This is a genomic window from Sulfurihydrogenibium sp. YO3AOP1, from assembly GCF_000020325.1.
GTDB lineage: Bacteria > Aquificota > Aquificia > Aquificales > Hydrogenothermaceae > Sulfurihydrogenibium.
Genome location: NC_010730.1, coordinates 1,056,847 through 1,081,971, shown reverse-complemented (window position 1 = coordinate 1,081,971; position 25,125 = coordinate 1,056,847). Strand labels below are relative to the sequence as shown.

Annotated in this window: 25 protein-coding genes; 14 read left to right on the top strand and 11 right to left on the bottom strand. The window is 32.3% G+C overall.

Translation table 11 applies throughout. The features are described from left to right. From accC to SYO3AOP1_RS05385, 7 genes are all read left to right on the top strand, one after another. Nucleotides 1-1,440, top strand: a complete 1,440-nt coding sequence (gene accC, locus SYO3AOP1_RS05415) for an acetyl-CoA carboxylase biotin carboxylase subunit (protein WP_156769287.1) — start codon at nt 1-3, stop codon at nt 1,438-1,440. Between the two features lie 13 nt (nt 1,441-1,453). Continuing rightward, on the top strand, nt 1,454-2,740 hold the full coding sequence (gene eno, locus SYO3AOP1_RS05410) for a phosphopyruvate hydratase (RefSeq protein WP_012459730.1): 1,287 nt from the start codon (nt 1,454-1,456) through the stop codon (nt 2,738-2,740). A gap of 52 nt (nt 2,741-2,792) precedes the next feature. Next, entirely contained in the window at nt 2,793-3,122 is a 330-nt protein-coding gene (locus SYO3AOP1_RS05405; protein WP_281340529.1) for a septum formation initiator family protein, read from the top strand. Next, nucleotides 3,119-3,754: an HAD-IA family hydrolase gene (locus SYO3AOP1_RS05400; protein ID WP_012459728.1), complete on the top strand. Its 636-nt coding sequence runs from the start codon at nt 3,119-3,121 to the stop codon at nt 3,752-3,754. Before SYO3AOP1_RS05405 ends, SYO3AOP1_RS05400 begins: the two co-directional genes overlap by 4 nt. Before the next feature lie 226 nt (nt 3,755-3,980). Continuing rightward, a complete protein-coding gene (locus SYO3AOP1_RS05395; RefSeq protein WP_012459727.1) occupies nt 3,981-4,748 on the top strand; it encodes a citryl-CoA lyase in 768 nt (255 codons plus the stop codon). Then, nucleotides 4,745-6,712, top strand: coding sequence for an ATP-binding protein (locus tag SYO3AOP1_RS05390; protein WP_012459726.1), 1,968 nt, complete (start codon nt 4,745-4,747; stop codon nt 6,710-6,712). The genes SYO3AOP1_RS05395 and SYO3AOP1_RS05390 overlap by 4 nt, the downstream gene beginning before the upstream one ends. Further along, nucleotides 6,712-9,036: an ATP-binding protein gene (locus SYO3AOP1_RS05385; RefSeq protein WP_012459725.1), complete on the top strand. Its 2,325-nt coding sequence runs from the start codon at nt 6,712-6,714 to the stop codon at nt 9,034-9,036. The genes SYO3AOP1_RS05390 and SYO3AOP1_RS05385 overlap by 1 nt, the downstream gene beginning before the upstream one ends. Nucleotides 9,037-9,262: 226 nt before the next feature. Here the strand turns inward: SYO3AOP1_RS05385 and mraY are convergent, their stop codons facing one another. From mraY to SYO3AOP1_RS05335, 10 genes are all read right to left on the bottom strand, one after another. Further along, nucleotides 9,263-10,330 carry a phospho-N-acetylmuramoyl-pentapeptide-transferase gene (mraY, locus tag SYO3AOP1_RS05380; RefSeq protein ID WP_012459724.1) on the bottom strand — a complete coding sequence of 356 codons (1,068 nt, stop codon included), beginning with the start codon at nt 10,328-10,330 and terminating at the stop codon, nt 9,263-9,265. A 9-nt stretch (nt 10,331-10,339) separates the two neighbouring features. Next, a complete protein-coding gene (locus tag SYO3AOP1_RS05375; protein WP_012459723.1) occupies nt 10,340-10,912 on the bottom strand; it encodes an RNA methyltransferase in 573 nt (190 codons plus the stop codon). Nucleotides 10,913-10,974: 62 nt separating this feature from the next. Beyond that, nucleotides 10,975-11,913, bottom strand: a complete 939-nt coding sequence (locus SYO3AOP1_RS05370; RefSeq protein WP_012459722.1) for an Rpn family recombination-promoting nuclease/putative transposase — start codon at nt 11,911-11,913, stop codon at nt 10,975-10,977. Between the two features lie 169 nt (nt 11,914-12,082). Then, entirely contained in the window at nt 12,083-13,666 is a 1,584-nt protein-coding gene (cimA, locus tag SYO3AOP1_RS05365) for a citramalate synthase (RefSeq protein WP_012459721.1), read from the bottom strand. A 1-nt stretch (nt 13,667) separates the two neighbouring features. After that, complete coding sequence (gene hisF / locus SYO3AOP1_RS05360; RefSeq protein WP_012459720.1) at nt 13,668-14,426, bottom strand: imidazole glycerol phosphate synthase subunit HisF; 759 nt, start codon at nt 14,424-14,426, stop codon at nt 13,668-13,670. Between the two features lie 487 nt (nt 14,427-14,913). Continuing rightward, nucleotides 14,914-15,258 carry a toprim domain-containing protein gene (locus tag SYO3AOP1_RS05355; protein ID WP_012459719.1) on the bottom strand — a complete coding sequence of 115 codons (345 nt, stop codon included), beginning with the start codon at nt 15,256-15,258 and terminating at the stop codon, nt 14,914-14,916. Nucleotide 15,259: 1 nt separating this feature from the next. Further along, nucleotides 15,260-15,730 (bottom strand): hypothetical protein, encoded by a 471-nt coding sequence (locus tag SYO3AOP1_RS05350; RefSeq protein WP_012459718.1) that lies wholly within the window; start codon nt 15,728-15,730, stop codon nt 15,260-15,262. A 13-nt stretch (nt 15,731-15,743) separates the two neighbouring features. After that, nucleotides 15,744-16,571: an MqnA/MqnD/SBP family protein gene (locus SYO3AOP1_RS05345; protein WP_012459717.1), complete on the bottom strand. Its 828-nt coding sequence runs from the start codon at nt 16,569-16,571 to the stop codon at nt 15,744-15,746. Between the two features lie 15 nt (nt 16,572-16,586). Further along, the gene (gene bioA, locus SYO3AOP1_RS05340; protein WP_012459716.1) at nt 16,587-17,951 is read right to left on the bottom strand and encodes an adenosylmethionine--8-amino-7-oxononanoate transaminase; all 1,365 of its coding nucleotides are present in this window, start codon (nt 17,949-17,951) and stop codon (nt 16,587-16,589) included. A 3-nt stretch (nt 17,952-17,954) separates the two neighbouring features. After that, nucleotides 17,955-19,349, bottom strand: coding sequence for a L,D-transpeptidase (locus SYO3AOP1_RS05335; protein ID WP_012459715.1), 1,395 nt, complete (start codon nt 19,347-19,349; stop codon nt 17,955-17,957). A gap of 473 nt (nt 19,350-19,822) precedes the next feature. Between SYO3AOP1_RS05335 and rpiB the strand changes: the two genes are divergently transcribed. The 6 genes from rpiB to SYO3AOP1_RS05305 all read left to right on the top strand — a co-directional run bounded on the left by rpiB (nt 19,823) and on the right by SYO3AOP1_RS05305 (nt 24,035). Further along, a complete protein-coding gene (gene rpiB / locus SYO3AOP1_RS05330) occupies nt 19,823-20,269 on the top strand; it encodes a ribose 5-phosphate isomerase B (RefSeq protein WP_007547035.1) in 447 nt (148 codons plus the stop codon). 15 nt (nt 20,270-20,284) lie between these two features. Further along, nucleotides 20,285-21,553, top strand: coding sequence for a serine hydroxymethyltransferase (gene glyA, locus SYO3AOP1_RS05325; RefSeq protein ID WP_012459714.1), 1,269 nt, complete (start codon nt 20,285-20,287; stop codon nt 21,551-21,553). Beyond that, the gene (gene lipA / locus SYO3AOP1_RS05320) at nt 21,554-22,396 is read left to right on the top strand and encodes a lipoyl synthase (RefSeq protein WP_012459713.1); all 843 of its coding nucleotides are present in this window, start codon (nt 21,554-21,556) and stop codon (nt 22,394-22,396) included. Between the two features lie 313 nt (nt 22,397-22,709). Continuing rightward, complete coding sequence (gene crcB / locus SYO3AOP1_RS05315) at nt 22,710-23,084, top strand: fluoride efflux transporter CrcB (RefSeq protein WP_012459712.1); 375 nt, start codon at nt 22,710-22,712, stop codon at nt 23,082-23,084. A gap of 10 nt (nt 23,085-23,094) precedes the next feature. Continuing rightward, complete coding sequence (locus SYO3AOP1_RS05310) at nt 23,095-23,433, top strand: DUF190 domain-containing protein (RefSeq protein ID WP_012459711.1); 339 nt, start codon at nt 23,095-23,097, stop codon at nt 23,431-23,433. A gap of 50 nt (nt 23,434-23,483) precedes the next feature. Next, nucleotides 23,484-24,035 carry a hypothetical protein gene (locus SYO3AOP1_RS05305; RefSeq protein ID WP_281340526.1) on the top strand — a complete coding sequence of 184 codons (552 nt, stop codon included), beginning with the start codon at nt 23,484-23,486 and terminating at the stop codon, nt 24,033-24,035. Here SYO3AOP1_RS05305 and SYO3AOP1_RS05300 read toward each other — a convergent pair. Next, the gene (locus SYO3AOP1_RS05300) at nt 24,015-24,743 is read right to left on the bottom strand and encodes a YdcF family protein (protein WP_012459709.1); all 729 of its coding nucleotides are present in this window, start codon (nt 24,741-24,743) and stop codon (nt 24,015-24,017) included. The genes SYO3AOP1_RS05305 and SYO3AOP1_RS05300 overlap by 21 nt on opposite strands. 75 nt (nt 24,744-24,818) lie before the next feature. On the opposite strand from SYO3AOP1_RS05300, the gene SYO3AOP1_RS09350 reads away from it, so the two are divergent. After that, complete coding sequence (locus SYO3AOP1_RS09350) at nt 24,819-25,124, top strand: hypothetical protein (RefSeq protein ID WP_156769249.1); 306 nt, start codon at nt 24,819-24,821, stop codon at nt 25,122-25,124. The last annotated feature ends 1 nt before the right edge of the window (nt 25,125 follow it).

The following is a 25,125-nucleotide window of genomic DNA, read 5'->3' as shown; positions in this document are numbered from 1 at the left end:
ATGAAGGTAATGCCAAGAGAGATTAAAAAAGTCCTTGTTGCAAACAGAGGAGAGATAGCAACGAGAATAATTAGAGCATGTAAAGAGCTTGGAATAAAGACGGTAGCAATCTATTCAGAAGCAGATGCAAAAAGTATCTATGTTAAAAAAGCTGACGAAGCTTATCTGATTCCAGGAGACCCAATCCAAGCTTATTTAAACTATTTTAGAATAGTAGATTTAGCAAAACAAACTAAGTGCGATGCAATTCATCCAGGATACGGATTTTTATCAGAAAACCCAGAGTTTGCAGAGTACTGTGTAAGACAAGGAATTATATTTATTGGTCCAAAGCCGGAACATATTGCGCTCTTTGGCGACAAGATGGCAGCAAAGAAAAAGATGAGGGAGCTTGGTGTTCCAATCCTGCCAGGTAGCGATGAACCAATATCTGATATGAAAAAAGCCAAAGAAATAGCAAATGAGATAGGATATCCGGTTATTCTTAAAGCTGCCTATGGTGGTGGCGGAAGGGGTATGAGAATCGTAAGGTCTGAATCTGAATTTGAGACCTTATTCCAGTCTGCTTACAATGAAGCTAAAAAATTTTTTGGAAAAGGTGATGTCTTTATAGAGAAATACGTTGAAAATCCAAGACACATAGAAATTCAGATAATGGCTGATAAGTATGGAAACGTAGTTCATCTTGGAGAAAGAGACTGTTCTATACAAAGAAGACATCAAAAAATAGTAGAAATAGCAAGGTCTCCATCGTTAGATGAAGAAGTAAAGAAAGAGCTTTACAGAACTTCTGTTAAAGCAATGTTTAAAGTTGGGTATGAAAACGTTGGAACGATTGAATACTTAGTAGATGAAAACAATAATTTTTATTTTATTGAGATGAATACAAGACTTCAGGTTGAGCATACAGTTACAGAAATGGTAACAGGAATAGATATTGTCCAAAAAATGATAGAAATTGCTGAAGGTAAAAAGCTACCTTTCTTACAAGAAGATATATCCATGAGAGGATACGCAATAGAGTTTAGAGTAAACGCAGAAGACCCGGCTAAAAACTTTGCACCATCGGTTGGACTTATTACATCTTACCACTCTCCAGGTGGACCGGGTGTTAGAGTAGATGCGGCAGTTTATAAGGATTACGTAATTCCACCATACTATGATTCTATGATAGCTAAGCTATCTGTTTGGGCTTTAACATGGCAAGATGTGGTAAATAGAGCAAGAAGAGCATTAGATGAGTTTATCGTTAGAGGTGTGCCAACAAACCTTCCACTTCTTAGAGCAATCGTCAGAGACGAAGATTTTATAAATGGTAAATTTACAACAAAATACATAGATGAAAAATTACCAACTTTTAACTTAAAAGAGCAAGAGAGAAATATTGAAGATTTAGTTGCAGCAATAGCAGGAGCATTAGCAGCATATCATAGACTATAAAAGGAGGTCTTAAATGTCAACAATTATAGACATTATCGGAAGAGAAGTTTTAGATTCAAGGGGAAATCCAACAGTAGAAGCTACTGCTGTTCTTGAAAGCGGTGTTGTTGCATCTGCAATAGTTCCAAGTGGAGCATCAACAGGAGCTAATGAAGCATTGGAGCTTAGAGATGGAGATAAAAAAAGATTTCTTGGAAAAGGTGTTTTAAAAGCAGTTGAAAACATTAACACAAAAATTGCTGACCTTTTAATAGGTGAAGAATCAGAAGACCAAGTCAGAATAGATAGACTTATGATAGAAGCAGACGGAACAGAGAATAAATCAAATCTTGGAGCTAATGCAATATTAGCGGTTTCTTTGGCAGTCGCGAGAGCTACGGCAATAGAAAAGGAAATGCCATTATACAGATACTTAGGCGGAGTTAATGCTAAGGTTTTACCTGTTCCACTCATGAACGTAATCAATGGCGGAGCACACGCAGACAACGAATTGGATTTTCAAGAGTTTATGATTGTTCCGGTTTGCGGTGGTTCATTTAAAGAAGCTTTAAGAGCAGGCGTTGAAACATTTCATGTTCTCAAATCTGTATTAAAAGAAAAAGGCTACTCAACAAACGTAGGAGATGAAGGCGGATTTGCACCTGCTTTAAGAGAGACAAAAGAAGCATTAGACATGTTAATGCTTGCAATAGATAAAGCAGGCTATACACCCGGCGAAGATATCTTTATTGCCTTAGATGCTGCATCTTCTGAATTTTATAAAGATGGAAAATACTTATTTGAAAAAAGAGAATTAACATCTGATGACATGATAATCTTATACGAAGAAATCGTAGGAACGTACCCGGTAATATCTATAGAAGATGGATTGGCTGAAAACGATTGGGAAGGATGGAAAAACTTAACACAAGCGCTTGGAAACAAAGTTCAACTTGTTGGAGATGACCTTTTTACAACAAATCCAAAAATTATAAAAGAAGGAATTAAAAATAACATAGCAAACTCAGTTTTAATAAAATTAAACCAAATCGGTACTTTAACCGAAACGTTAGATGCTATAGAAATGGCAAGAATCAATAACTATACAGCAATTATTTCTCACAGGTCAGGAGAAAGTGAAGATACATTTATTGCAGATTTAGCGGTAGCAACCAATGCAGGACAGATTAAAACAGGTTCTGCATCAAGAACAGATAGAGTAGCAAAATATAATCAATTAATTAGGATAGAGGAAGAGCTTGGTGAGAACGCAATCTTCAAAGGAAAACAAGCATTTAAGAAATTCCAATTTGAGGAATGAACATAAAGTTTTAGACCGTGGGCTTAAGCTCACGGTTTTATTTACATTACTTTTGGCAATATATACAATTCTTTTTGGAGAGAACAATATCTTTAAATACTTTGACAAAGTTAAGACAAGAAATGAGCTTTTAAGTCAAGTTGAATCACTTAAATCAGAAAATAAAAAACTTCAAAGAACTATAGACTACTTGCAAAACGACCCATTTTACATAGAAAAGAAAGCAAGAGAAAATTTAGGTCTTATTAAAGAAGATGAAGAAGTTTATGTGTTAGTAAATTACAAAAAGCCACAAACTAAGGATGAAGAGCCTGAACCACCAAATCAAATGAAATGGATTGATAAAATCAAAGAAAAATATCAAGAATTTAAGATTCAATGAAACACTTAGAGTTATGCATTTTTGACCTTGATGGGACACTTCTCGATTCAGGAAAAGATATAGCCTTAGCAGCAAACTACGCATTTGAAAAGTTGAATCTTAAAACATTTTCAGAGGAAGAGATAATCTCAAAGGTTGGGTACGGAGCAAAAAAGCTTATAGAAGACTTAATTCCAGAATATCCACAAGAAATTAAAGATAAAGCATTGGAATACTTTAAAGAGTTTTACTATTCAAATCCTGTAATATATTCAAAACTTTATGATGGAGCTGAAGAGACATTAAAAAAATTGAAAGAGCTTTCAAAAAAAGTTGCAGTTGTAACAAACAAATATGAAGCCTTATCTATTGAAATCTTAAAAAAATTAAATGTTATTGATTATATTGACTTAGTAGTAGGAGCTGATACAACATCAGAAAAAAAGCCTCATCCATTGCCGGTTTTTTACACATTGGAAAAGCTAAAATCCGATAAAGATAAAAGTATAATCATAGGTGATAGTGAAACTGATGTTTTAACAGGAAAAAATGCAGGAATAAAAACGGCATTAGTTTTACAAGGTTATGGAAATAAAGAGCTTGCATTATCTTTAAATCCGGATTATGTATTAGATAGTTTAAAGTTTATATAACAATTTTGACAGGAAATTGGCAATTTTTGTAGAATAAAAGAGGAGATCTTTCGGCCTAAAGTCCTCAGGATGACAGAGAAAGGTTGAATGATAAGCATCAGAAAAGGAATAATCTTATTCCGTTGTTCTGAGCAAAGCGAAGAATCTCATGTTTTTATTGAATTTCTCACTCAACATATGAATATAAATTATACAAATAAAGATTAAAGTCAAAAAGGAGCTAACCATGGCGAAAAAATGGCAAACTAAAATTACATTAAACACAAAAGAAGAGACCTATATTAGAGGCTATCCGTTAACTCAGATGATTGGAAAGCTTACTTTTTCAGAAAGCATTTATCTTTTGTTAAAAGGAGAACTTCCAACAGAAAATGAAAGAATGATGTTTGATGCAATCTTTACATCTGTAATAGACCATGGAGTAGCACCACCATCTGTTGTAGCACTTAGAAATGTAATCTCCGGTGGAAATCAACTTCACGTTGGTGTTGCAGCAGGTGTTTTAGCTTTCGGAGAGTATCATGGTGGAGCTTTAGAAGATGCCATGAAATTCTTTCAAGAATACGCAAAAGATGAAGAAGATATTTATGGACTTGCAGAAAGAATAGCTAAAAAAGCTGTAGAAGAAAAATGGAGAATCTCCGGCTATGGACATAAGTATTACAAAGATTTTGACCCAAGAAGCAAAAAATTATTAGATTTGGCAAAAGAACTTGGATTTTATGGTAAACTTTGTGAGTTTGCTGTAGCCTTAGAAGATGCAATAGAAAAAATAAAAGGAAAAAAGCTTGTTTTAAACGTAGATGGAGCAATTGCAGCCATTACATCAGATATGGGTTTTGATTACAAACTTGGAAAAGGATTTTTTATAATCGGAAGAATACCCGGTTTAGTTGCACACGCATTTGAAGAGCTAACAGAAGGAGTTATTTTTAGAAGACTTGATGAAGAAACGGAAATAGAATACTTAGGAAACCCACCAAGAGAGCTTTGACTGAAAGAGAAAATCTAAAAAGAAACTTAATAATATTTTCAGCTTCTTTATTTCTTTTTATAGCAGGCAATTACTATATTTTTGGAAAGCTTGAAAAGGTCAAAGACGTTTTAAATCCATATGTCTTTCTTTTCATACTAAATCTTGACCTAATCTTTTTTATCATCATTTTTGCGTATACTCTAAGATATCTTATAAAAATACTGTTTGAAGAAGGAATTAAAGGAAAGTTAAAAATAAAACTTACACTGATTTTAATCTCGTTTGTCGTTATACCTTCATTAATACTTTTTACAGTGTCGGTATCAATAATTTCAAGTGCAACAAACTTATGGTTTGCCGGAAAAGTTGGCAATGCCCTTGGGAAGTTAGATGAGATAATAAGCCAAAACATTCAATCCAATCAAGATTGGCTTTACAGAGTTTATAGACTAATTGATGAGAATAAAATAGACCCAAAAGATGCAGTTGATATCTTTAATCTAAGAACATTAACCATCTATGACACCGGCGGAAGATTGATTCAATTTTATGGAAAGCCTTACGATAAAGAAGTTTTTGATGCATTGTACAAAGAAGGTTTTAGCGTTTATGAAAATAAAATAGTTTTCAATGGTAAACTAAAAACAAATCAGAAAATAATCCTTGTTTATGAATTTCCAAAAGAGCTTTTATTGTCAAAAGAAGACACAGCTTTAATTTTGCAGATTTATAATGACCTAAAAAACTACAAAACACCAATAAGAATAAGCTACATTTTAATTTTACTTACAATTACAATGGCTGTAATTTTTGCCACTGTTTGGTTTAGTAGGTTTATTGTCAATAACATCACAAAACCTGTTGAAGCATTGGTAGAAGGAGCAAAAAGACTTTCAGAAGGAGATTTAAACGTAAAAATAAATCTTAAGTCTCAAGATGAGTTTGGCATCTTGATTGAAGAATTCAATAGAATGGTTGAAAGATTAAATCTACTGTATAAAAAACTTGAAGAAAGGAACGCTGTCTTAAGGAAGAATAAAGAATATTTAGAAACAATTTTAAATAACATTAGCACCGGAGTAATATACTCATCAGAAGATGGCAAAGTTGAAAATATAAACAATGCAGCAACCATTATTTTAGGTCAAGATGTTTTAAATTTTAGAAAAAGTGATATTCAGGAATTTGCAAAGTTTTTAAATGTAAATCTTGATAGTAAAAAAGAGCAGATAATAGAAAAAGGCGGCAGAACGCTTATAGTTAAGGTTAGCAACATAAGAGATAAAGGTTATGTTATAGTTTTTGATGATATTACAGATATAATCGCAGCACAAAAGCTAAGTATGTGGAAAGATGTGGCACAAAGAATAGCCCATGAGATCAAAAATCCATTGACCCCAATAAAGCTATCAGCAGAAAGAATACTAAGAAGCTGGAAAAAACAAAATCCAAACTTTGACGAAATCGTTGAAAATTCGGTAAAAATAATCAATCAAGAGACAGACTATTTATCAAATCTTGTAAGAGAGTTTAATCAGTTTGGAAATTCTTTGTCTGGATTAAACCTTCAAGAAATTGATTTATGCAACCTTCTAAGAGAGATTACGGAAAGCTATAAAGATGAAAAATTTAGTATTTCTATTGAGTGTGAGGATAATTTTAAGACAAAAGGAGATTTAAAGCTTTTAAAACAAGCGTTTATAAATATCGTCCAAAATAGCTATGAAGAGGCAAGCAGTTTAAGAATCTCTGTTTATAAAGAAGACAACAAGATTAAAATTATCTTCAAAGACAATGGAAAAGGTATTGGCAAAGAAGATGCTGACAAAATATTCTTACCTTACTACTCTAAAAAACCAAAAGGAAGTGGACTTGGACTATCAATAGCAAAAGAAGTTGTAGAAAAACACAAAGGTAAAATCTATGCAGTACCATCTTCTGAAGGTGGTATATTTGTAATAGAGTTAAATATGGAGGTATGATGAACATAACAAAAGTAAAGGCTGAAGACCTAATAATAAATATAAAATTTGATAAATCAACAAAAGAATATAGCCCAAAACCGATATTTTTCTCACAAGAGAGAGTAGAAAAAGCATTTGAAACCGGACTTAAAGTAAATAAAGAGGGATACAACATTTATGTCTCAGGAGAAGATGGCATAGGAAGAACAACTTACACAAAAATGAAGCTTGAAGAACATTCAAAAAACCTTCCTGTTCCTGAAGACATTATCTATTATCATAACTTTGAAGACCCTTACAAACCAAGAGTTTTGATAGTAAAATCTGGTCTGGGTAAAAAATTAGAATCAAGCATCAATGAAATAATTGAAAAGCTTAAGAAAGAAGTTTATAAAGTCTTTGAAAGCAAAGAGTATGAAGAAGAAAAATTAAAACTAATCAAAGATGCAGAAGAAAAAAGAGAAAAAATCTTAGAAAAACTTAAAACTGACGCTAATAAGCATAATCTTGGAGTTTTATTTACATCTTACGGAATAGAATTAGTTCCTATTATAAATGGAAAAATCATTACAAATTTAAATATATTGACTGACAAGCAATATAAGGAATATCAAGAAAATCTTAATAAATTTGATGATAAATTCTTAGATTATGTTCAACAATTAAGGGAAATTGATGAATATCTTGATGGTGTGTTAAAGGATTTAAAATTAAAGATTTCAAAATTTAAACTTGATAGCTTGTACTATAAGCATGAAAAAGAATTTAAAGAGCATAAAGAAATATTAGAGTTTTTAAGATATCATAAAGAGAATGTTTTAATTAATATAGACCTTTTCATTGAGCTTAGATTTGCTGAAAAAAACTCATTATTTTATAGAAGTTTGGAGCAGGGGATAAAGAAATTTAAAATAAACATATTTGTTGATAACTCTAATCTTAATCATGCTCCGGTTATATTTGAAACCAATCCAAGTTTTAAAAATCTATTTGGTGGAATAAATTTTGAAGCTGAAATGGGGATATTATTTACAAGCCACACTAACATTTTTGCGGGAAGCTTTCATAAAGCAAGAGGCGGGTTTTTAGTTTTATATATAAAAGATTTACTTAAAGATATTTTGCTTTGGGAATTATTAAAAAAATCAATTGTCAATAAAGAAATTTATATTAATGGAACGGATATTTTAGGAATTTTCTCATTATCGGTAGGATTAACACCAAGTCCAGTTCCGGGTATTGTAAAGGTTATACTTATTGGAGATGAATATACATACAATTTACTTTCTGAGTTTGACAATGATTTTAAAAAAATCTTTAAAGTCAAAGCAGAGTTTAATAATATTGCTAAAATAAATCAAGATGTAATAAATAATTTTCCAATTTTGGTAAAAAATATAATTGAATCGGAAAATCTTAAAGATGTATCTTCCGATGGTTTGGAAGAATTGTTTAGATATATGGTCGAACTATCTGAAAATAAGAATAAAATCTATCTTAATTTTAGCTATCTGACAGATGTTCTTAGAGAGGCTGAAATAAAGGCAAATAGTGACTTGATAACAAAGAGAGAAATAAAGGAAGTTATCAATGAACAAATATTTAGAGAAAACTTAATAGATGAAAAAATTACAGAGCTTATAGATGAAGGGAAAATAATAGTTGAAATAGAAGGTGGCAGAATTGGTCAAGTAAATGGGTTATCTGTATATGAGGTAGGAGAGTATTCTTTTGGAAAACCAAGCAGAATTACCGCTTCGGCTTATATTGGAGAAAAAGGAATTATAAATATAGAAAGAGAAGTAGAACTAAGCGGACCATTTCATGATAAAGGCGTTTTAATTATTTCTGGATATCTCGGGAGAAAATATGGAACAGATTTTCCATTATCTTTGTCTTGTAGTATAACCTTTGAGCAGTCTTATGGAGAAGTTGAAGGGGATAGCGCATCCTTAGCTGAGCTTATAGCTGTTTTATCAGAAATAGGACAAATTCCAGTGAAGCAAAGTATTGCAATAACAGGTTCTGTTGACCAGCATGGAAACGTTCAGCCAGTAGGTGGAATTAAGGAAAAGGTAAGTGGATTTTTCAAAATTTGCAAGATAAAAGGCTTAAATGGATCTCACGGAGTAATTGTACCAAAAAGAAATTATGACAATATTATTTTAGACGAAGAAGTAATTGAAGCAATAGAAAAAAATCTTTTCCATATATACTTAGTTGATAATGTAGATGAAGCAATTTATATTTTGACAGGTATGGACCCATTGGAATTTCATAGAGAAGTAAAGGTAAGACTTGAAGATTTTTATAAAAATTCTATTAAAGGATTAAAAAAATAGATTTTAAATTATCTGTTGTATACAAAAGCATAGGTTATGATAACTTGAAAAGATTTTAATAAATCGAGATTTTGGATTTTTTGCTACCCCGCTTTATGACAAAGAACTGAGAGTTTTAAGTAATATATAAAACTAACACTTCTCACGTGGTAATTTTAAACCCAAGATAGGTATTTGTAAATTAAGTTAAAGCACTGTTTCTATCCCGCTTACTCACAAATCTAACCTATCTTATCTTTAGTGTTGATAGTGCTATAATTGATAATAGTAAAGAAATTATCCATACTCTAACAACTATTTTTGGTTCTGGAAGTCCTGCCAATTCAAAATGATGATGAATTGGAGCCATTTTAAACAGTCTTTTACCACCTGTTAATCTAAAATATGCTACCTGTGTAATTACCGATAAAGTTTCTATTACAAAGATACCTCCTACGACTGCAAGAATTAGTTCTTGTTTTGTAATTATAGATGCTAATCCTAAAACTGCTCCAATTGATAATGACCCACCATCTCCCATAAACATTTCAGCCGGAAAAGAATTAAACCACAGAAAACCAAGACCACCGCCCAACAAAGCCATTAAGAAAACCGTTATCTCTCCACTACCATCTATGTAAGGTATAAACAAATATTTTGATAAAACCGCGTTACCGGTTATGTATGCAAAGATTGAAAACGTTGCAACAGATATCAAAGAAGGACCTATTGCCAAGCCATCAAGACCATCTGTTAAATTTACCGCGTTGGACGTTCCAACGATTATAAAAATCATCCAAAATAGATAAAACACTCCTAAATCAATAGATAAATTCTTAAAAAATGGAACATATAAAATTGTATTAAATTTTGGATAAGTATAAAGAATAAAAGCTACAATAGAAGCCGCCGAAAGTTGCATGAAAAACTTGGCTTTTGAAGATAGTCCTTTTTTGTCTTTTATCTTTTTATAATCATCGATAAATCCAATCAGTCCAAATGATAAAAATGTTAAGATTAAAAGCCATACATATAGATTATCCAATCTACACCATAATAAAGATGTTAAACTTACAACAATCAAAATCATCACACCGCCCATTGTTGGTGTGTGCTTTTTCATCTGATGCCAGTCTGGCGTATCTTCTCTTACATAACCACCTTGCTTATTTTGAAAAATTTTTAATTTATTAATTACATAAGGACCAATGAGCAATGAAATAAAAAATGCAGTAATTAACGCATAAAAACCTCTAAATGTTATGTATTTAAACAGATTAATATCAAAGTGTTCATAAAATAAATGATAAAACATGACCTCTCCTTAGCATCTATTTATTGAAAATAATCTATCTAATATTATTGCGGCGGCGTTTCTTACAGAAAGATGATTATAATCTCCCGGACCTAAAATAGGTTCTAATACATAATCACAGCTTGAAACTAACTCCTCAGGCATTCCCCAACCTGTGCCAAGAAGTATTAAAAATATTTCATCTTTATTTTTTAAAATTTCTCTCATCTCACCATAACTTACAGTTTGTGGATATTTTTTTGCTGATGTAGCTATTAACTTTGGATATTTTCCTTTTTCTTTTTTTATTTCTTCAAGCATCTGTGTAATAGATGAGACAACTCTTACCATACTACCAGCCATAGACCTTTTTGGATTAAATTCAGAGCCAAATCCTTCTGTCCAGTATTTAAGCTGTTCTTTGATGATAAACTGCTGAGCTTCTAATGGTTGGACTATGTAATATGCTTGGAGTTCATATGTTCTTGCGGGTCTTGCTACATCATGAAAGTCTAATGTTGTAAAAGATGTACATATCCATCTTCCTTCTTTATTCTTTGCCGGATAATGAACAACAGAAATGTAAACATTATCGTTTGTCAATTTGTCCTCCATTTATTTTTCATATTGCTTTGAGCTATTTTTGACTTTTCAATTCTAATCATTTATAAACTATTTAGCTTTTCTCCTACTTCATCCAAGCTTTGACTTTTTCCAACTATTCTTAAAATTTGCTTTAGAGTTTCTATATTATCTATTTGATTAACTTTTTCTGTTATAGATTTATCAACTACTCCAAACTTTACATCTATCAAATCTATTATATTCTCTCTTAAAATTTCTATCTTTCCTTCCATTTTTCCTTCCATTTTTAATTTATCAGTGAATAACATCATTTTTTCTTCACCTCCTATTATCTCTTTAAAAACTTCTTTGACTTTTTCATAATCTTTTTTTACTAATACAAGATAATTAAGAATTATAACAAAACAATCTTCTGAACATTCATCTATTACATCTTTGAGTAAAGTTTTTATCCTTTCTAACCTATCGTGAATGTGCTTCATTATCAACATTTCCATGATTAAATCAACATTTTTCTTTAAGTACCTTTTTAGATTTTCATCTTCTATTTCGTTTAGGTCTATGAGGATATAGTTGAGTTTTTGGATGTATTTGTCTAACTCTTCATCTTCTATATCTGGAATGGTTGTCGGAAAGTTCCATTTTGCCTGTCCATGATAAAAGACTATGTTTATGATTGGTGGATAGTAATCTTTTTCTTTTAATGCTTCTTCCCAAATAACGGCGTTGTACTGCATAAGTTGAAGTGGTAGTTTTTTGTCTACGTATGATTTATGTTCAAATATTAATCTTATATATGCTTCTTTGTCGTTTAGTTTACATTTGTAAAGCAGGTCAAGAAAATGTTTTTTTTGATTGTTTGAGAATTTTTCTGATGGCACTAACTCTAAGGAGCTTAGCTGTATTTTTTGAGATAGGTCAGATAAGAATATACTAAGAAAGTCTTGGACGTTTTTTGAGTTTGAGAATACTTGCTTAAAAAACCAATTGTGAGGTTGTATACTTTCTTTGTTTTTCACTCTAACTCCTATCCTGTTTGTCGTTTTGAGTTTTTCATTCTTTTACACAAAAATTAACAAGCCCAATGCCTTATATGTTTTGCCTAAGCCTCCAATTTTAATACCTTTAGAAATGAAAAAATTAAAACAAATCTCATCACGAAAACTAAAAATCTCTCATTTTACTTTTTCATGCTGGTTGTATGTTATCCCTGACCAATTTATAAATAAAGCTATCTACAACAGCCTGCCAAGATGCTTCTATAATGTTATCCGAAACTCCAACAGTACCCCATTTTTTTGTTTTATCTCTACTTTCGATCAACACTCTTATTTTTGCTGCTGTTCCACCACTTTCATTCACGATCCTAACTTTGTAGTCTATAAGCTCAACCTCTGCTAAAGATGGATACTTAGATATTAAAGCTTTTTTTAAAGCATTATCAAGTGCGTTAACCGGTCCATGTCCAAGAGATGCCGTATGCTCATAATGATTTTCTATTTTTATTCTTACAGTAGCTTCGGATATAGGTGTTTTGTCTGTATATCTGCGTGCTATTAAAACTCTATAAGCATCAAGGTCGAAATACTTTGGTAGCGTTCCAAGATGTTTTCTTATAAGTAATTCTAAGGATGCTTCTGCTGCCTCAAAATGATATCCTTGATTCTCAAGCTCTTTTATTTCTTGAACAAGAGAAGCTAATCTTTCATCTTTTTCATCTATTTCTATACCTATTTCTCTTGCTTTATAAATAATGTTGCTCTTACCTGCCAAGTCTGAAACAAGAACTTTTCTTCTGTTTCCAACTTCTTCCGGTAAAATATGCTCATAACTTCTTGGATTTTTAAGAACAGCTGATGCATGGACACCGCCTTTGTGAGCAAACGCACTATCTCCTACATACGGCATATTCTTAGGGACAGGCATGTTTACAATATCAGAAACAAAGTTTGAAATTTCTTTTAATCTTCTAAGATTTTCTCTTGGTATTGCCTCATATCCAAGTTTTAACATAAGGTTTGGTATGATAGAACAAAGGTTTGCATTTCCGCATCTTTCACCAATACCGTTTATAGTTCCATGAATTTGAATAGCTCCATTTAAGACTGCAACTATAGAGTTCCAAACAGCTGTGTCTGAGTCATTATGAGCATGAATTCCAAGTTTTGCAGTGATTCCGGCATCCTTTACGACTTTAAAAGCTTTTTCTATATCTGTTGGAAGGCTTCCACCGTTTGTATCACAAAGTATTAAATAATCTGCTCCTGCTTCTTGTGCTGTTTTTAAAACTTTAATTGCATACTCAGGATTTTCTTTAAATCCATCAAAAAAGTGTTCAGCATCAAATATTACTTCGTTAGTGTATTTTTTTAAATAGACAATAGAATCGTAAATCATTTCAAGATTTTTTTCTAAGGTTGTTTTAAGTGCTTCAGTAACATGTAGATCCCATGATTTTCCAAAAATTGTAATAGCAGGTGTTTCTGCCTTTATCAGGTCTTGAATCTGCGGATCATCTTCGACCTTTAAGTTTGTTCTTCTTGTAGAACCAAATGCTGTTAGCTTTGTGTTTTTAAGATTTAGCTTCTTTGCCTCTTTAAAAAATGCCATATCTTTTGGATTAGAGCCTGGCCATCCGCCTTCTATATAATGAACACCAAAATCTGCAAGTTTTTCTGCTATTCTTAATTTATCTTCAACAGAAACACTAACACCTTCAGCTTGGGTCCCATCTCGCAGCGTTGTATCGTATATTAAAACTTTCTTTTCCATTTTACAACCTCACATTTATACCTTTGTTTTTTAGATAGTTTTTAAGCTCAGAAATCTCTATTTCTTTAAAATGAAATAAAGATGCAGCAAGACATGCATCGGCCTTTCCATATTCAAATGCTTCATAAAAATGCTGAACGTTGCCGGCCCCACCGGATGCGATAACAGGTATTTTAACAGCCTCTGAAACGGCTTTTGTAAGTTCTATATCATATCCGCTTTTTGTTCCATCTTTGTCCATAGAAGTAAGAAGTATTTCACCAGCTCCAAGGCTCTCTACCGCTTTAGCCCACTCTATCGCATCTATTCCTGTAGGAGTCCTTCCACCATGAATGTAAACTTCCCATTTGTTTTCTCCTACTTTTTTAGCATCTATCGCCACTACAATAGTTGAAGAGCCAAATCTAATTGCTGCATTTTCTACGAGAGATGGATTTTTTACAGCTGCTGTATTGATAGAAACTTTATCTGCGCCATTTTCAAGAAGCTTTCTGATATCTTCTAACGACCTAACACCGCCACCAACGGTTAAAGGCATAAAAACAGTTTCCGCTGTCTTTTTAACAACATCTAAAATTATATTTCTATCTTCAGATGATGCGGTTATATCAAGAAATACAAGCTCATCTGCACCTTCTTTATCATATACAGATGCTATTTCCACAGGATCTCCTGCATCTATAAGATTTACAAAATTAACACCTTTTACAACTCTTCCTTTATCAACATCAAGACATGGTATAATTCTTTTGGCTAACAACTCTTAACTCCTATTATAATAAATAGTTATTTTAACATATTAAAAAATACCTTGGATGAGAAATTCAAAAGATTACAAGATTCTACACTCGGTCATAGGATGTTAAAAGTGAGAAAGTGAGAGGTTGATGGATATTGGGCAATTCATGAATTGCCCGTATGTAAGAGGAGGGAGACGTCTATTTAATTTATTATCCATCACTCCCGCTCATTCCGAGAATAGTATAGAATCTCCGTTTTTTACTCTTTACTTTTTCAAAAAACTCATAACAGAAAGTCCTTCACTTTGCTGCCGCATGGCAAAAATCGTCAATACTGTCATTCTGCGGCCGAGCGAAGAATCTCATCCCTTTCTTACCTTTTACTTCTCACTTTTTAAAAGAGGAGACCCTTCGGACCAAAGTCCCAGGATGACGTGATGAAAGTAAAGTTATATCTACATATACATTCTACAACTTACAAAAATTTTGCACCACTCTCAATATTATTTACGGTAAATTTTCTATTTCTTCAACATTTAAACCTTTTAAAAACTCTCTAAAAGATAAATCTACTTCTATACCTTCATTTTCAAGAATCTTTTTAAACTGCTGAACCATTTTATTCCCATGTTTGTCTAAATCAAAAAGTATTATTACTTTATTGTACTTTTCTAAGATTTCCTCGGCAACATCATAAAATCTCTGACCTTTCAGAACGATTATATTTTGTATTCCATAGTTTGATAATTTTCTTAAATCGTTAATTCCTTCTACCAAAACGCATACGTCCGATTTTAAAGACTCTTCTCTGAGCTTTTCTTTCCAATTTTCAAAGTCTTGGAACTCACTCAACTTACTTTTTTCCAAATAATTTTTTAATAAGCTCTATGATCTTTAATAAAATAGATTTATCTTTTTTAGCTTCATGAAGAATTTGTTTGACTACTTCCTCGCCTTTTGTATCTTTTAATTTATTTGTAATTACTAAAAACACTTCTAAAGGATTAAAAGGTATTTCAAAAACTTCAGCTACACCCATTGCTTTGTAATAATCTATATCGTCTTTTGTTATATTCTCAATTATTATAATGAATGGAATATCTTTTAATGATTCATCTCTTTTCATAAATGCCAAAACTTGAAGCGAAGGAATGTTATCAATCTTTGGATGTGCTATTACTCCATGAAAATTTTTATCTTTTGCCAAAATATCTAATGCTTCCTTTATTGATTCTATTTTTATTACTTCTGATTGGCTAAGTGAAGCTACTTCATTTAGTATTATATATATTTCCTCATCCTCACCTAAATATAATATTCTCATGACCAATACCTCTTTATATGAAAGTAATTTCTGGTAAAACTGGAATTAATTTTTTCTCATAAGCTTCTTTTAAAAATAGTTCTATTGCTTTTTTTCCTCTCTCTCCATAGTCTACTGTTAAATCATTAACGTACATTCCTATGAATTTATCTGCTTTGTCTTTTGTCATTCCTCTTGCGTATTTTAATGCATATTCAACTGCTCCATCTCTATGGGCTAAGGAGTACTTTATACTTTCCCTTAATATTTCGGAAATTTCTTTCATTGCTTCAATTCCAAGGTCTTTTCTGATTACGTTGCCACCAAGTGGAAGTGGAAGACCGCCTGTTTTTTCATACCACCATTTTCCTAAATCAACTATACATTTTAAACCTTCATCTTGGTAAGTTAGCTGTCCTTCGTGAATGATTAGCCCAGCGTCAACCTTTCCTTCCTTTACAGCATTTATAATTTGGTCAAATGGAAGTACGACATAATTTATATCCGGCTCAAAAAGTTTTAAGGCTAAAAACGCAGACGTTAACGTGCCGGGAACAGCTATTGTTTTGTTCTTTAATTCATCAACCGGAAACTCTTCTTTTGCTACCACCATAGGTCCGTAATTATCTCCCATGCTTGCTCCGGATGATAACAAAGCATACCTATCTGCAACGTATGGAAAAGCATGTATTGATATTGCTGAAACTTCATAGGTTCCTTTTAATGCTTCTTTGTTTAATGTTTCTATGTCTGAAAGTATATCTATAAATTCATAGCCTTTAGTATCAATCTTTTTTGTATTGATTGCATAAAACATAAATGCATCATCAGAATCTGGACTGTGAGCAACTCTTATTATCATTTTATCCTCCATTTATTAATTTCCACAGACTTCAATAATACTTTCTTTTAAACTATCTAAGAAATAATCAAGCTCCTCTTCCGTTGTTGATAATGGTGGCATGATTACCATTACATCACCAAGTGGTCTTACCCATATTCCTCTTTTAAGCATTGCTTTTGCCACTTTAAATCCTGTCCTTTCTCCGTATGGATAAGGCTGTTTTTTTTCTTTATCTTTTACAAGCTCAACACCGGCCATAAATCCATACTGTCTTACATCAATAACATGATTTAACTCTAAGAATTCTTTTAGTCTTTCTTCTAATAATTTAATCTTTGGTTGTAATTTTTCTAATGTTTTTTCTTCTTCAAAAAGCTGAATGTTTGCTAATGCTACGTTGCAAGCCACCGGATTCCCTGTGTACGTATGTCCATGATAAAAATGTTTAGCTTCTCCAAATTCTCCAAGAAATTCATTAAAAATTTCATCTGTTGTTAAAGTTGCTGCCAATGGTAAATATCCTCCTGTTATTCCCTTTCCAAGAGCCATTATGTCTGGTTTAACATCTTCTTTTATACATGCAAACATCTTTCCAGACCTACCGAATCCTGTTGCAACTTCATCAACAATCATTAAAATGTTGTATTCTCTACAAATTCTTTCTATTTCTTTTAAATATCCTTTTGGAAATGGTAAAATACCGGCTGCACCTTGAACGCCGGCCTCTAAAACAAATCCTGCAACTGTTTGATGATGCCTAAAAACAAACTCTTCTACTTCTTCTATTAATTTTTTTGTAGTTTCCTCCATTAAAGCTTTTTCTCTACCGGCTAATTTTACGGCTTGTAAATAAGGAGAAGGTAGTTTATAAATATCAAAAAGAAGAGGTCTGTATTTTTCATGGAAAATATTAATGCCGCCAACGCTAACACTGCCTATTGTATCGCCGTGATAAGCTTCACTCAGTGTTATAAACTTGTTTTTTTCTTTCATTCCTTTATTATGCCAATAATGATAGGCTATTTTTATAGCAATTTCCATTGCTTCAGAACCATCTTCACTGTAAAAAACCTTATTTAAACCTTCTGGAGTGATATCTACAAGCTTTTTAGCAAGTTTTATGGCTGGTATATTTGATGCTCCAAGGGTTGTAAAATGAGATATTTTATTTACTTGCTCACAGATAGCTTGATTTAATTTTGGATGATTATGTCCATGAACATTACACCATAAGGAAGAAACGCCATCAAAGTATTTATTTCCATAAATATCAATTATATAATTTCCTTCTCCTCTTTCAACAATAACATTATCCTCTTCTCTATAAACTTTCATCTGTGTGAAAGGATGCCAAAAATATTCCTTATCCCATTGCTTTAAAATCTCTTTATCTTCCATTTTTCACCATGCCTTTATAGCAAAACTTTTTCCAAATAAATCTGTTTTATAAAATTCCAAAAACCTTTTGCTAACAATATTACTCTTTTCAAGCTCCTTTATTGCATCATCATCAAAGGCCTCAACAGCCTTCTCTGAATTTACAAATATTTTATAAGGAATTTCTCTACTTACGATCGGTGTACCGATGTCCACAACTTCAAAAAGTTTTTCAACATCTTCGTTATACATTCTTATACATCCATGACTGACTTTCATTCCAATTCCATACTCTTTGTTTGTTCCATGCATTAAAAATGAAGTATTTCCAAGCCTCATCGCTCTTGTACCAAGTGGATTATCCGGTCCGGGTGGAAAAACCGGAGGCAAATCAGGCTGTTCCTTTCTTATGCTTTCAGGTGGATACCAAGCAGGATCTTTTCTTTTTTGAGAAATTTTAAATTCACCTATTGGAGATTGCGCCTCGTCTGCTCCTATACCTATTGGATAAGTAATTACATAACTTTCATCATTAATTTTTATTGGATAATAAAGTCTTTTTTCATAAATATTAATATAAATCATTCCATATTTGAAATCTTTAACGGGTAAAATTCTTTTTAGCGGTACAACTACAATTTGATTTTTTCTTATATCAAAAGGGTCCAGCAGCGGATTGGCATTTTTTAGTTCGTAGTATCCAAGGTCAAGAGTTTTTGCCAGCTCGAACATTGTTTGGTCTTTTTCAGCTATATAAATGCTTAGCTCACCAATAACAGGTACTGCTGGGTCTAGTTTAAAAATATCTTTATTAAAGATAAAATCTACCCCTTTGTAATTTATAAGCTTCGTATTTTCACCAAAAAATTTTATATCTTTTGAATAAACTAACTTTTTAACTTTTTCTTTCTTATTGCCCGTCTTCTTTAGGATAATTTCTTGAATTTCATCGCTTTCATTTTCTTGAGCTAAGGATTTAAAGCCATTGTTTAAAATTCCCAATTTTTCAAGTATATAATCTTGACCTTCTTTATACTTCCTTTCTAAGAATAAAAGCATTGCAACTTGATAGATTCTATATTTACCGTATTGAGAAATTTTATCAAAGTTGACATTTTTTACATATTCAAGCATTTTTTCTTCTTGTCTGTTTTTATACAAGGAATGTACTAAAATAAAGTTAACAAGCTCATAGTTTAAATCGTCCAAGGTTTCATTGTTTAATAAATTTGAAGCTGTATCTATTGCCTTTGAGTATAATCCATCATTATAAAACTTTAATGCAGAGCTGATACTCTTTTCTGTAGTTTTTGATGATGCTCTTATCTTTGCGATCTTAAACAAATCTTCTTCTGAATATGAAAGTTTAAATAAAGATAGAATAAGTATTAACAATAAGGATATCTTTTTATTTTTCATTGTTTCAAACACTTACCTCTGGTCATCATTAAATTTTGAATATTCTAATTTTATCATATAATTGATGGTAGGAAATTAATGGTTTTTATTATGAAATTGATAATTAGATCCTTTGGACTTATGTCCTTAGGATGACAGCGAAAGGCTGATTAATAAGCATTAAAGGAAGGATAACCTTGGATGTCATTCTGCAGCCGGTGAAAAATCTCCTGTTGAAGCTACTTGCAAAAATCAACATTGTCATTCTGAGCGAAGAATCTCCTCCTTTTACCTCTCACTTACTCACCTTCTCACTTTATTTAAAAGAGGATATCCTTCGGCTTACAGCCTCAGGATAACACGGAAAGGTAAGCTTACGAGAATTTTGTAACAATCAAGGACATAAGTTTATTTAATTATTTCGTATAACTCATCACTCTGTCATATTCAATTATGATAAAATTAAAAATATTATTTTTTCAGGAGGATGATTTTTGAAAATAGCAATCGGTAGCGATCATGGTGGTTTTTTCTACAAAGAAAAAATAAAAGAATATCTAAAATCAAAAAAATATGAAGTTATAGACAAAGGAACTTATTCTCCTGAACCTGTTGATTATCCTTACTTTGGTGAAGAAGTTGGTAAAAGCGTTCAATCTGGCGAAGCTGATAGAGGAATAATCATCTGTGGAACCGGAATAGGAATATCTATTGCAGCTAATAAAATTAAAGGGGTAAGAGCGGCTCTTTGCACAAACGAATTTATGGCAAGAATGGCAAGGTCTCATAACGATGCTAACGTTTTAGCCCTTGGTCAAAGAGTAATAGGTTTAGACCATGCTCTTGCAATCATAGATGTATTTTTAGAAACACCTTTTGAAGGCGGAAGACATGAAAGAAGAGTTAAATTAATTTTAGATATTGAAAAAGGAATAATCTAAGTAGGAGGTTTTAAATTGTTAAATCATCTAAAAAATGTAGACCCTGAAGTTTACAGTGCAATCTCAAAAGAGTTTAAAAGACAAGAAGAACATTTAGAGATGATAGCTTCTGAAAATTATACATCTCAGGCTGTAATGGAAGCTCAAGGAAGCGTGCTTACAAACAAATACGCAGAGGGTTTGCCCCATAAAAGATACTACGGTGGATGTGAGTATGTTGATATAGTTGAAGACCTTGCAATAGAAAGACTTAAAAAGTTGTTTGGAGCAGAGTATGCAAACGTTCAGCCACACTCTGGCTCACAGGCAAACCAAGCTGTGTTTTTCTCTCAGCTCCAACCGGGCGACACAATTCTTGGAATGAGATTAGACCATGGCGGACACCTTACACACGGAGCTAAGGTAAACGTCTCTGGAATTGTTTTTAACTCTGTTCAGTATGGATTAAATCCACAAACAGAACTTATTGATTATGATGAAGTCTACCGCCTTGCAAAAGAGTATAAACCAAAAATGATTGTAGCAGGTGCGTCAGCATACTCAAGAGTTATTGACTTTGCAAAATTTAGAGAGATAGCCGATGAAGTTGGCGCATTGCTAATGGTTGATATGGCTCACTACGCAGGATTAATAGCCGGTGGAGTATATCCTAATCCTGTCCCGTATGCTCAGTTTGTAACATCCACAACCCATAAAACATTAAGAGGACCAAGAGGTGGAGTAATTCTTTGTAAATCAGAGTATGCAAAAGATATAGATAAATGGGTATTCCCAAGATTACAAGGTGGACCACTTATGCATGTGATCGCTGCAAAGGCTGTAGCATTTGGTGAAGCTTTAACAGAAGATTTTAAAAAGTATGCAGAGCAGGTAGTAAAAAATGCCAGAGCATTGGCAGAAGAGCTAATGGCAGAAGGTTTAAGAATCGTATCCGGTGGAACGGACAGTCATATGATGCTTGTTGATTTAAGACCATTAAACGTAAAAGGAAACCAAGCAGAAGAAGCTCTTGGAAAGGCTAACATAACAGTTAATAAAAACGCAATACCATTTGACCCGGAAAAACCAACAGTAACATCCGGAATAAGACTTGGAACAGCAGCACTAACAACCAGAGGAATGAAAGAAAACGACATGAGAAGAATTGCAAAAAATATTGTTAAGGTATTGAAAAATCTTGATAATGAAAAAGTTATCCAAGAAGCAAGAGATGATGTTTTATCCTTATGCTCAAGCTATCCATTGTATCCAGATTGGTTTAAGGATTATGGCTACGGTGAATAAGTGAAGCCAAAAGTAAAGTCTCCACTTTTACCGAAAGTATTTAAAATCAAAAAGCTTCTTCGCAGACTGAACCTACACACAGTTTGCGAGGAGGCTAATTGTCCAAACATTGGCAACTGCTTTTCAAGAAAAACAGCTACTTTTATGATTATGGGTGATGTCTGCACTAGAAACTGCCCATACTGTAATGTATCTCACGGAAAACCACAAGCTTTAGACCCACAAGAGCCTGGGAATGTAGCAAATGCTGTAAAAACACTTGGGTTAAAACATGTTGTAATTACATCAGTTGATAGAGATGACCTTCCGGACGGCGGAGCGTCTCACTTTGCAAACGTTATAAAAAAAGTAAGAGAAATAAATCCGGGTATAACAATAGAAGTCTTGATACCAGACTTTAAAGGAAGTATAGAATCTTTAAAAACGGTATTAGATGCAAATCCGGAGGTTGTAAATCACAATATAGAGACCGTAAAAGAGCTTTATAAAATTATAAGACCACAGGGAAATTATGAGAAATCGTTAAAAATATTAAGATCAATAAAAGAAATAAGTCCAAAAACTATATCAAAATCCGGCTTTATGGTAGGGTTTGGAGAGACGAAAGAACAGATAATAAATTTAATGGAAGATTTGTATAAAAATAACGTAGAAATACTAACAATCGGTCAATATTTACAGCCATCAAAAAACCATTTACCTGTATACAGATATTATTCAGAAGAAGAGTTTAAAGAGTTTGAAGAAATAGGCTATAAGATAGGTTTTAAGTATGTATTTTCTGGCATATTGGTAAGAAGTTCTTTTAATGCACAAGAGCAGTTTATGGCAATGAATAAGTAAGGCATGCTTATATACTCAATGAAAGTGCTGAGGCTGCTTGCAAAAACCAACACGTCATTCTGCAGCCGGCGAAGAATCTCCTCCTTTTACCTCTCACTTACTCGCCTTCTCACTTTATTTAAAAGAGGAGATCCTTCGGCTTACAGCCTCAGGATGACACGTAAAGGTAAGTTTACAAGAATTTTGGAGCAGTCTCTATGTACGCCTTGCAACTTACAAAAAATTTAAGAAGACTCTCTATGCTTAATTAAATTTTTATTTAACGTATGGTAAAATTTTACTATCCTAAAATACCATAACTTGGAGTAAGTAATTGGAGAAGTATTTAGTTATTGCAGTAGGTGGAAGCATTGGAGCAATTCTTAGATACTTAACAGGTGTATACTCTGCAAAATTTTTTGGAACATGGCTACCATACGGAACGCTTATAGTTAATGTTGTTGGTTCATTTATTCTCTCATTTTTTATGATACTGTTTTTAGAAAAACTGTCTTTAGACCCACTTTGGAGACTGTTTGTAGCAGTTGGTTTTTGTGGAAGTTATACTACGTTATCATCCATAACCTACGAAACCTTATCAATAGTAATGGATGGAGATTATGTAAGAGCTTTACTAAATATTGCTTTAAACTTTGGACTATCCTTTTTGTCAGCATTTGCAGGAATAGTATTAGCAAGGATGTTATAGGAGGTGTATCATGAAAATCGAAACAGAAGCTGTTTTACTTAGAATACATATAGGCGAGGCAGATAGATACGAAGGAAAACCTTTATACAAAAAAATTGTTGAAATTCTTAGAGAAAATCATATAGCCGGAGCAACAGTTTTAAGAGGCATACTTGGATTTGGTAAATCTACAAGAATTCATGCAGCATCAATATTGGATTTATCTGAGGATTTACCAATAATTGTTGAAGTTGTAGAAAATGAAGATAAAATAAAAGCAGTTTTGCCGAAAATTGAGCCTTTGATAGAAAATGGTTTGATTACGATGGAAAAAGTTAAAGTTTTAAAATACTCTGCAAAAGGAGACTAATGTTGTTTGCTGGCATAGAGTGTGTTGATAATATATTTTTAGTTAGCCTCATGGATGAAAATAAAACAGTTAAAGCGATTTTTAAATTTTATAAAGAAGGTCTTTTATGGTTTATCGACCATTATAATCCAAATATCATTGCTGTAAGTTATGACTTTCCAGTAAGGTCAAAAATAGCTTTAACAAATAAGGCATCTTCAAATTTATATAAATCGATCATCGAGCAATTCGAATACACAGAAGTTGATAGAAAGTCTTTTAAAGAAAAGGAAAAAAGAACCTTAAAATCCGACCTTGAGGAGTTTTGGAAGAAAATCATAAGAAAAGAAATTCTTCCAGCCGAAACACCGGAAGGCTTAGAACAAAGATTGTATAACTTACCTAAAACAGGCATTAGATTGAATAAAAGATTGCTATCTCAAAACAAAAAGCTTATTGCAAAAGAGATAGATGCGGTAATACTATCTTTTGCCGGATACAGCTTTTATAACAATAGATTTGAAAATGAAGAAACAGAAAACGGCATTATAATCATTCCAAAATACATTTATATAATGAAAAAAGACAGACAAGAAACTGTATCATCTGAAGGAGAATCTTAAATAGTAAGCAAAAAGTCCTATATACTCTCTGATTGCTTTTGTTGAATCTTGAAGAACGTTCATTTTCGGAAAGTAGCTATAAACTGTATACTTTTTATCCATCTTAAAATCTGTTGGATATGGAATTACATTCAATCCTGCCTGCTTAAAAGTCATGTAAGACCTTGGCATATGATAAGCAGAAGTAACTAAAATAACAGTCTTGTATCCATACTTTTTACAGATTTTCTTTGTAAAAAATGCATTTTCTAATGTATCTCTGCTTTGAACATCTGTAAAAATCATTTTTTTATCAATTCCAAGCTCTGCTAATAAAGATTTCATAGCTTCTGATTCTGGTAAGTTTGTAATGGCAGACCCACCGGATAAGATAATTGGAACGTTTAATCTTTTATGAAGAACAAAACCTGTAAGAACTCTTTTTAAAGAGTCTTCTGTTAGAATTCCAGTATTATAACTACCACCACCCAAAACAACTATAACATCTCCACTTATATTTTTTGGCTGTTGAAATTTTGCCTCAAGAGGTTTTAGAAGAAAATCTTTAACAGGTTCTATTGAGATTAAATAAATTGAAATAGCTGAAGCTAACGAGATGGTCAAAACTCTTTTATTATTTCTTGAAAAATAAGCGATGATTAGAAATATAAGAACAAACAATCCGGGTGGTATAATAAAAAAAGTAATTAGCTTCTTTATAAAAAACATAGACTATCCTGCTTTTGTATGATTTTTTAAATATTTTAACATTTATATCTTAGGTATATGCAAGTCATACCAGTTTTGGAAAATTTAAAATCTATTAAGACAAAATTCCACTACGCTGTAGATGACAGCCAAAGGTTAAAAGATAAGCATCAGAGAAAGGATAACCTTATTTGTTATTCTGCAGCCGGCGAAGAATCTCATACTTTTATTGAATTTCTCACTGTAGGTCATACCAGCTTGGGAAAATTTAAAAATTTAATAAAGATGAAATTCTTCACTACGCTGTTGGATGACAAAAAGTATGATGTATTTGAAATTTTTGAAATATCACCTTCTCATTTTCTCACCTCTCACTTTCTCACTTCTATTTCTTCCAACTAAA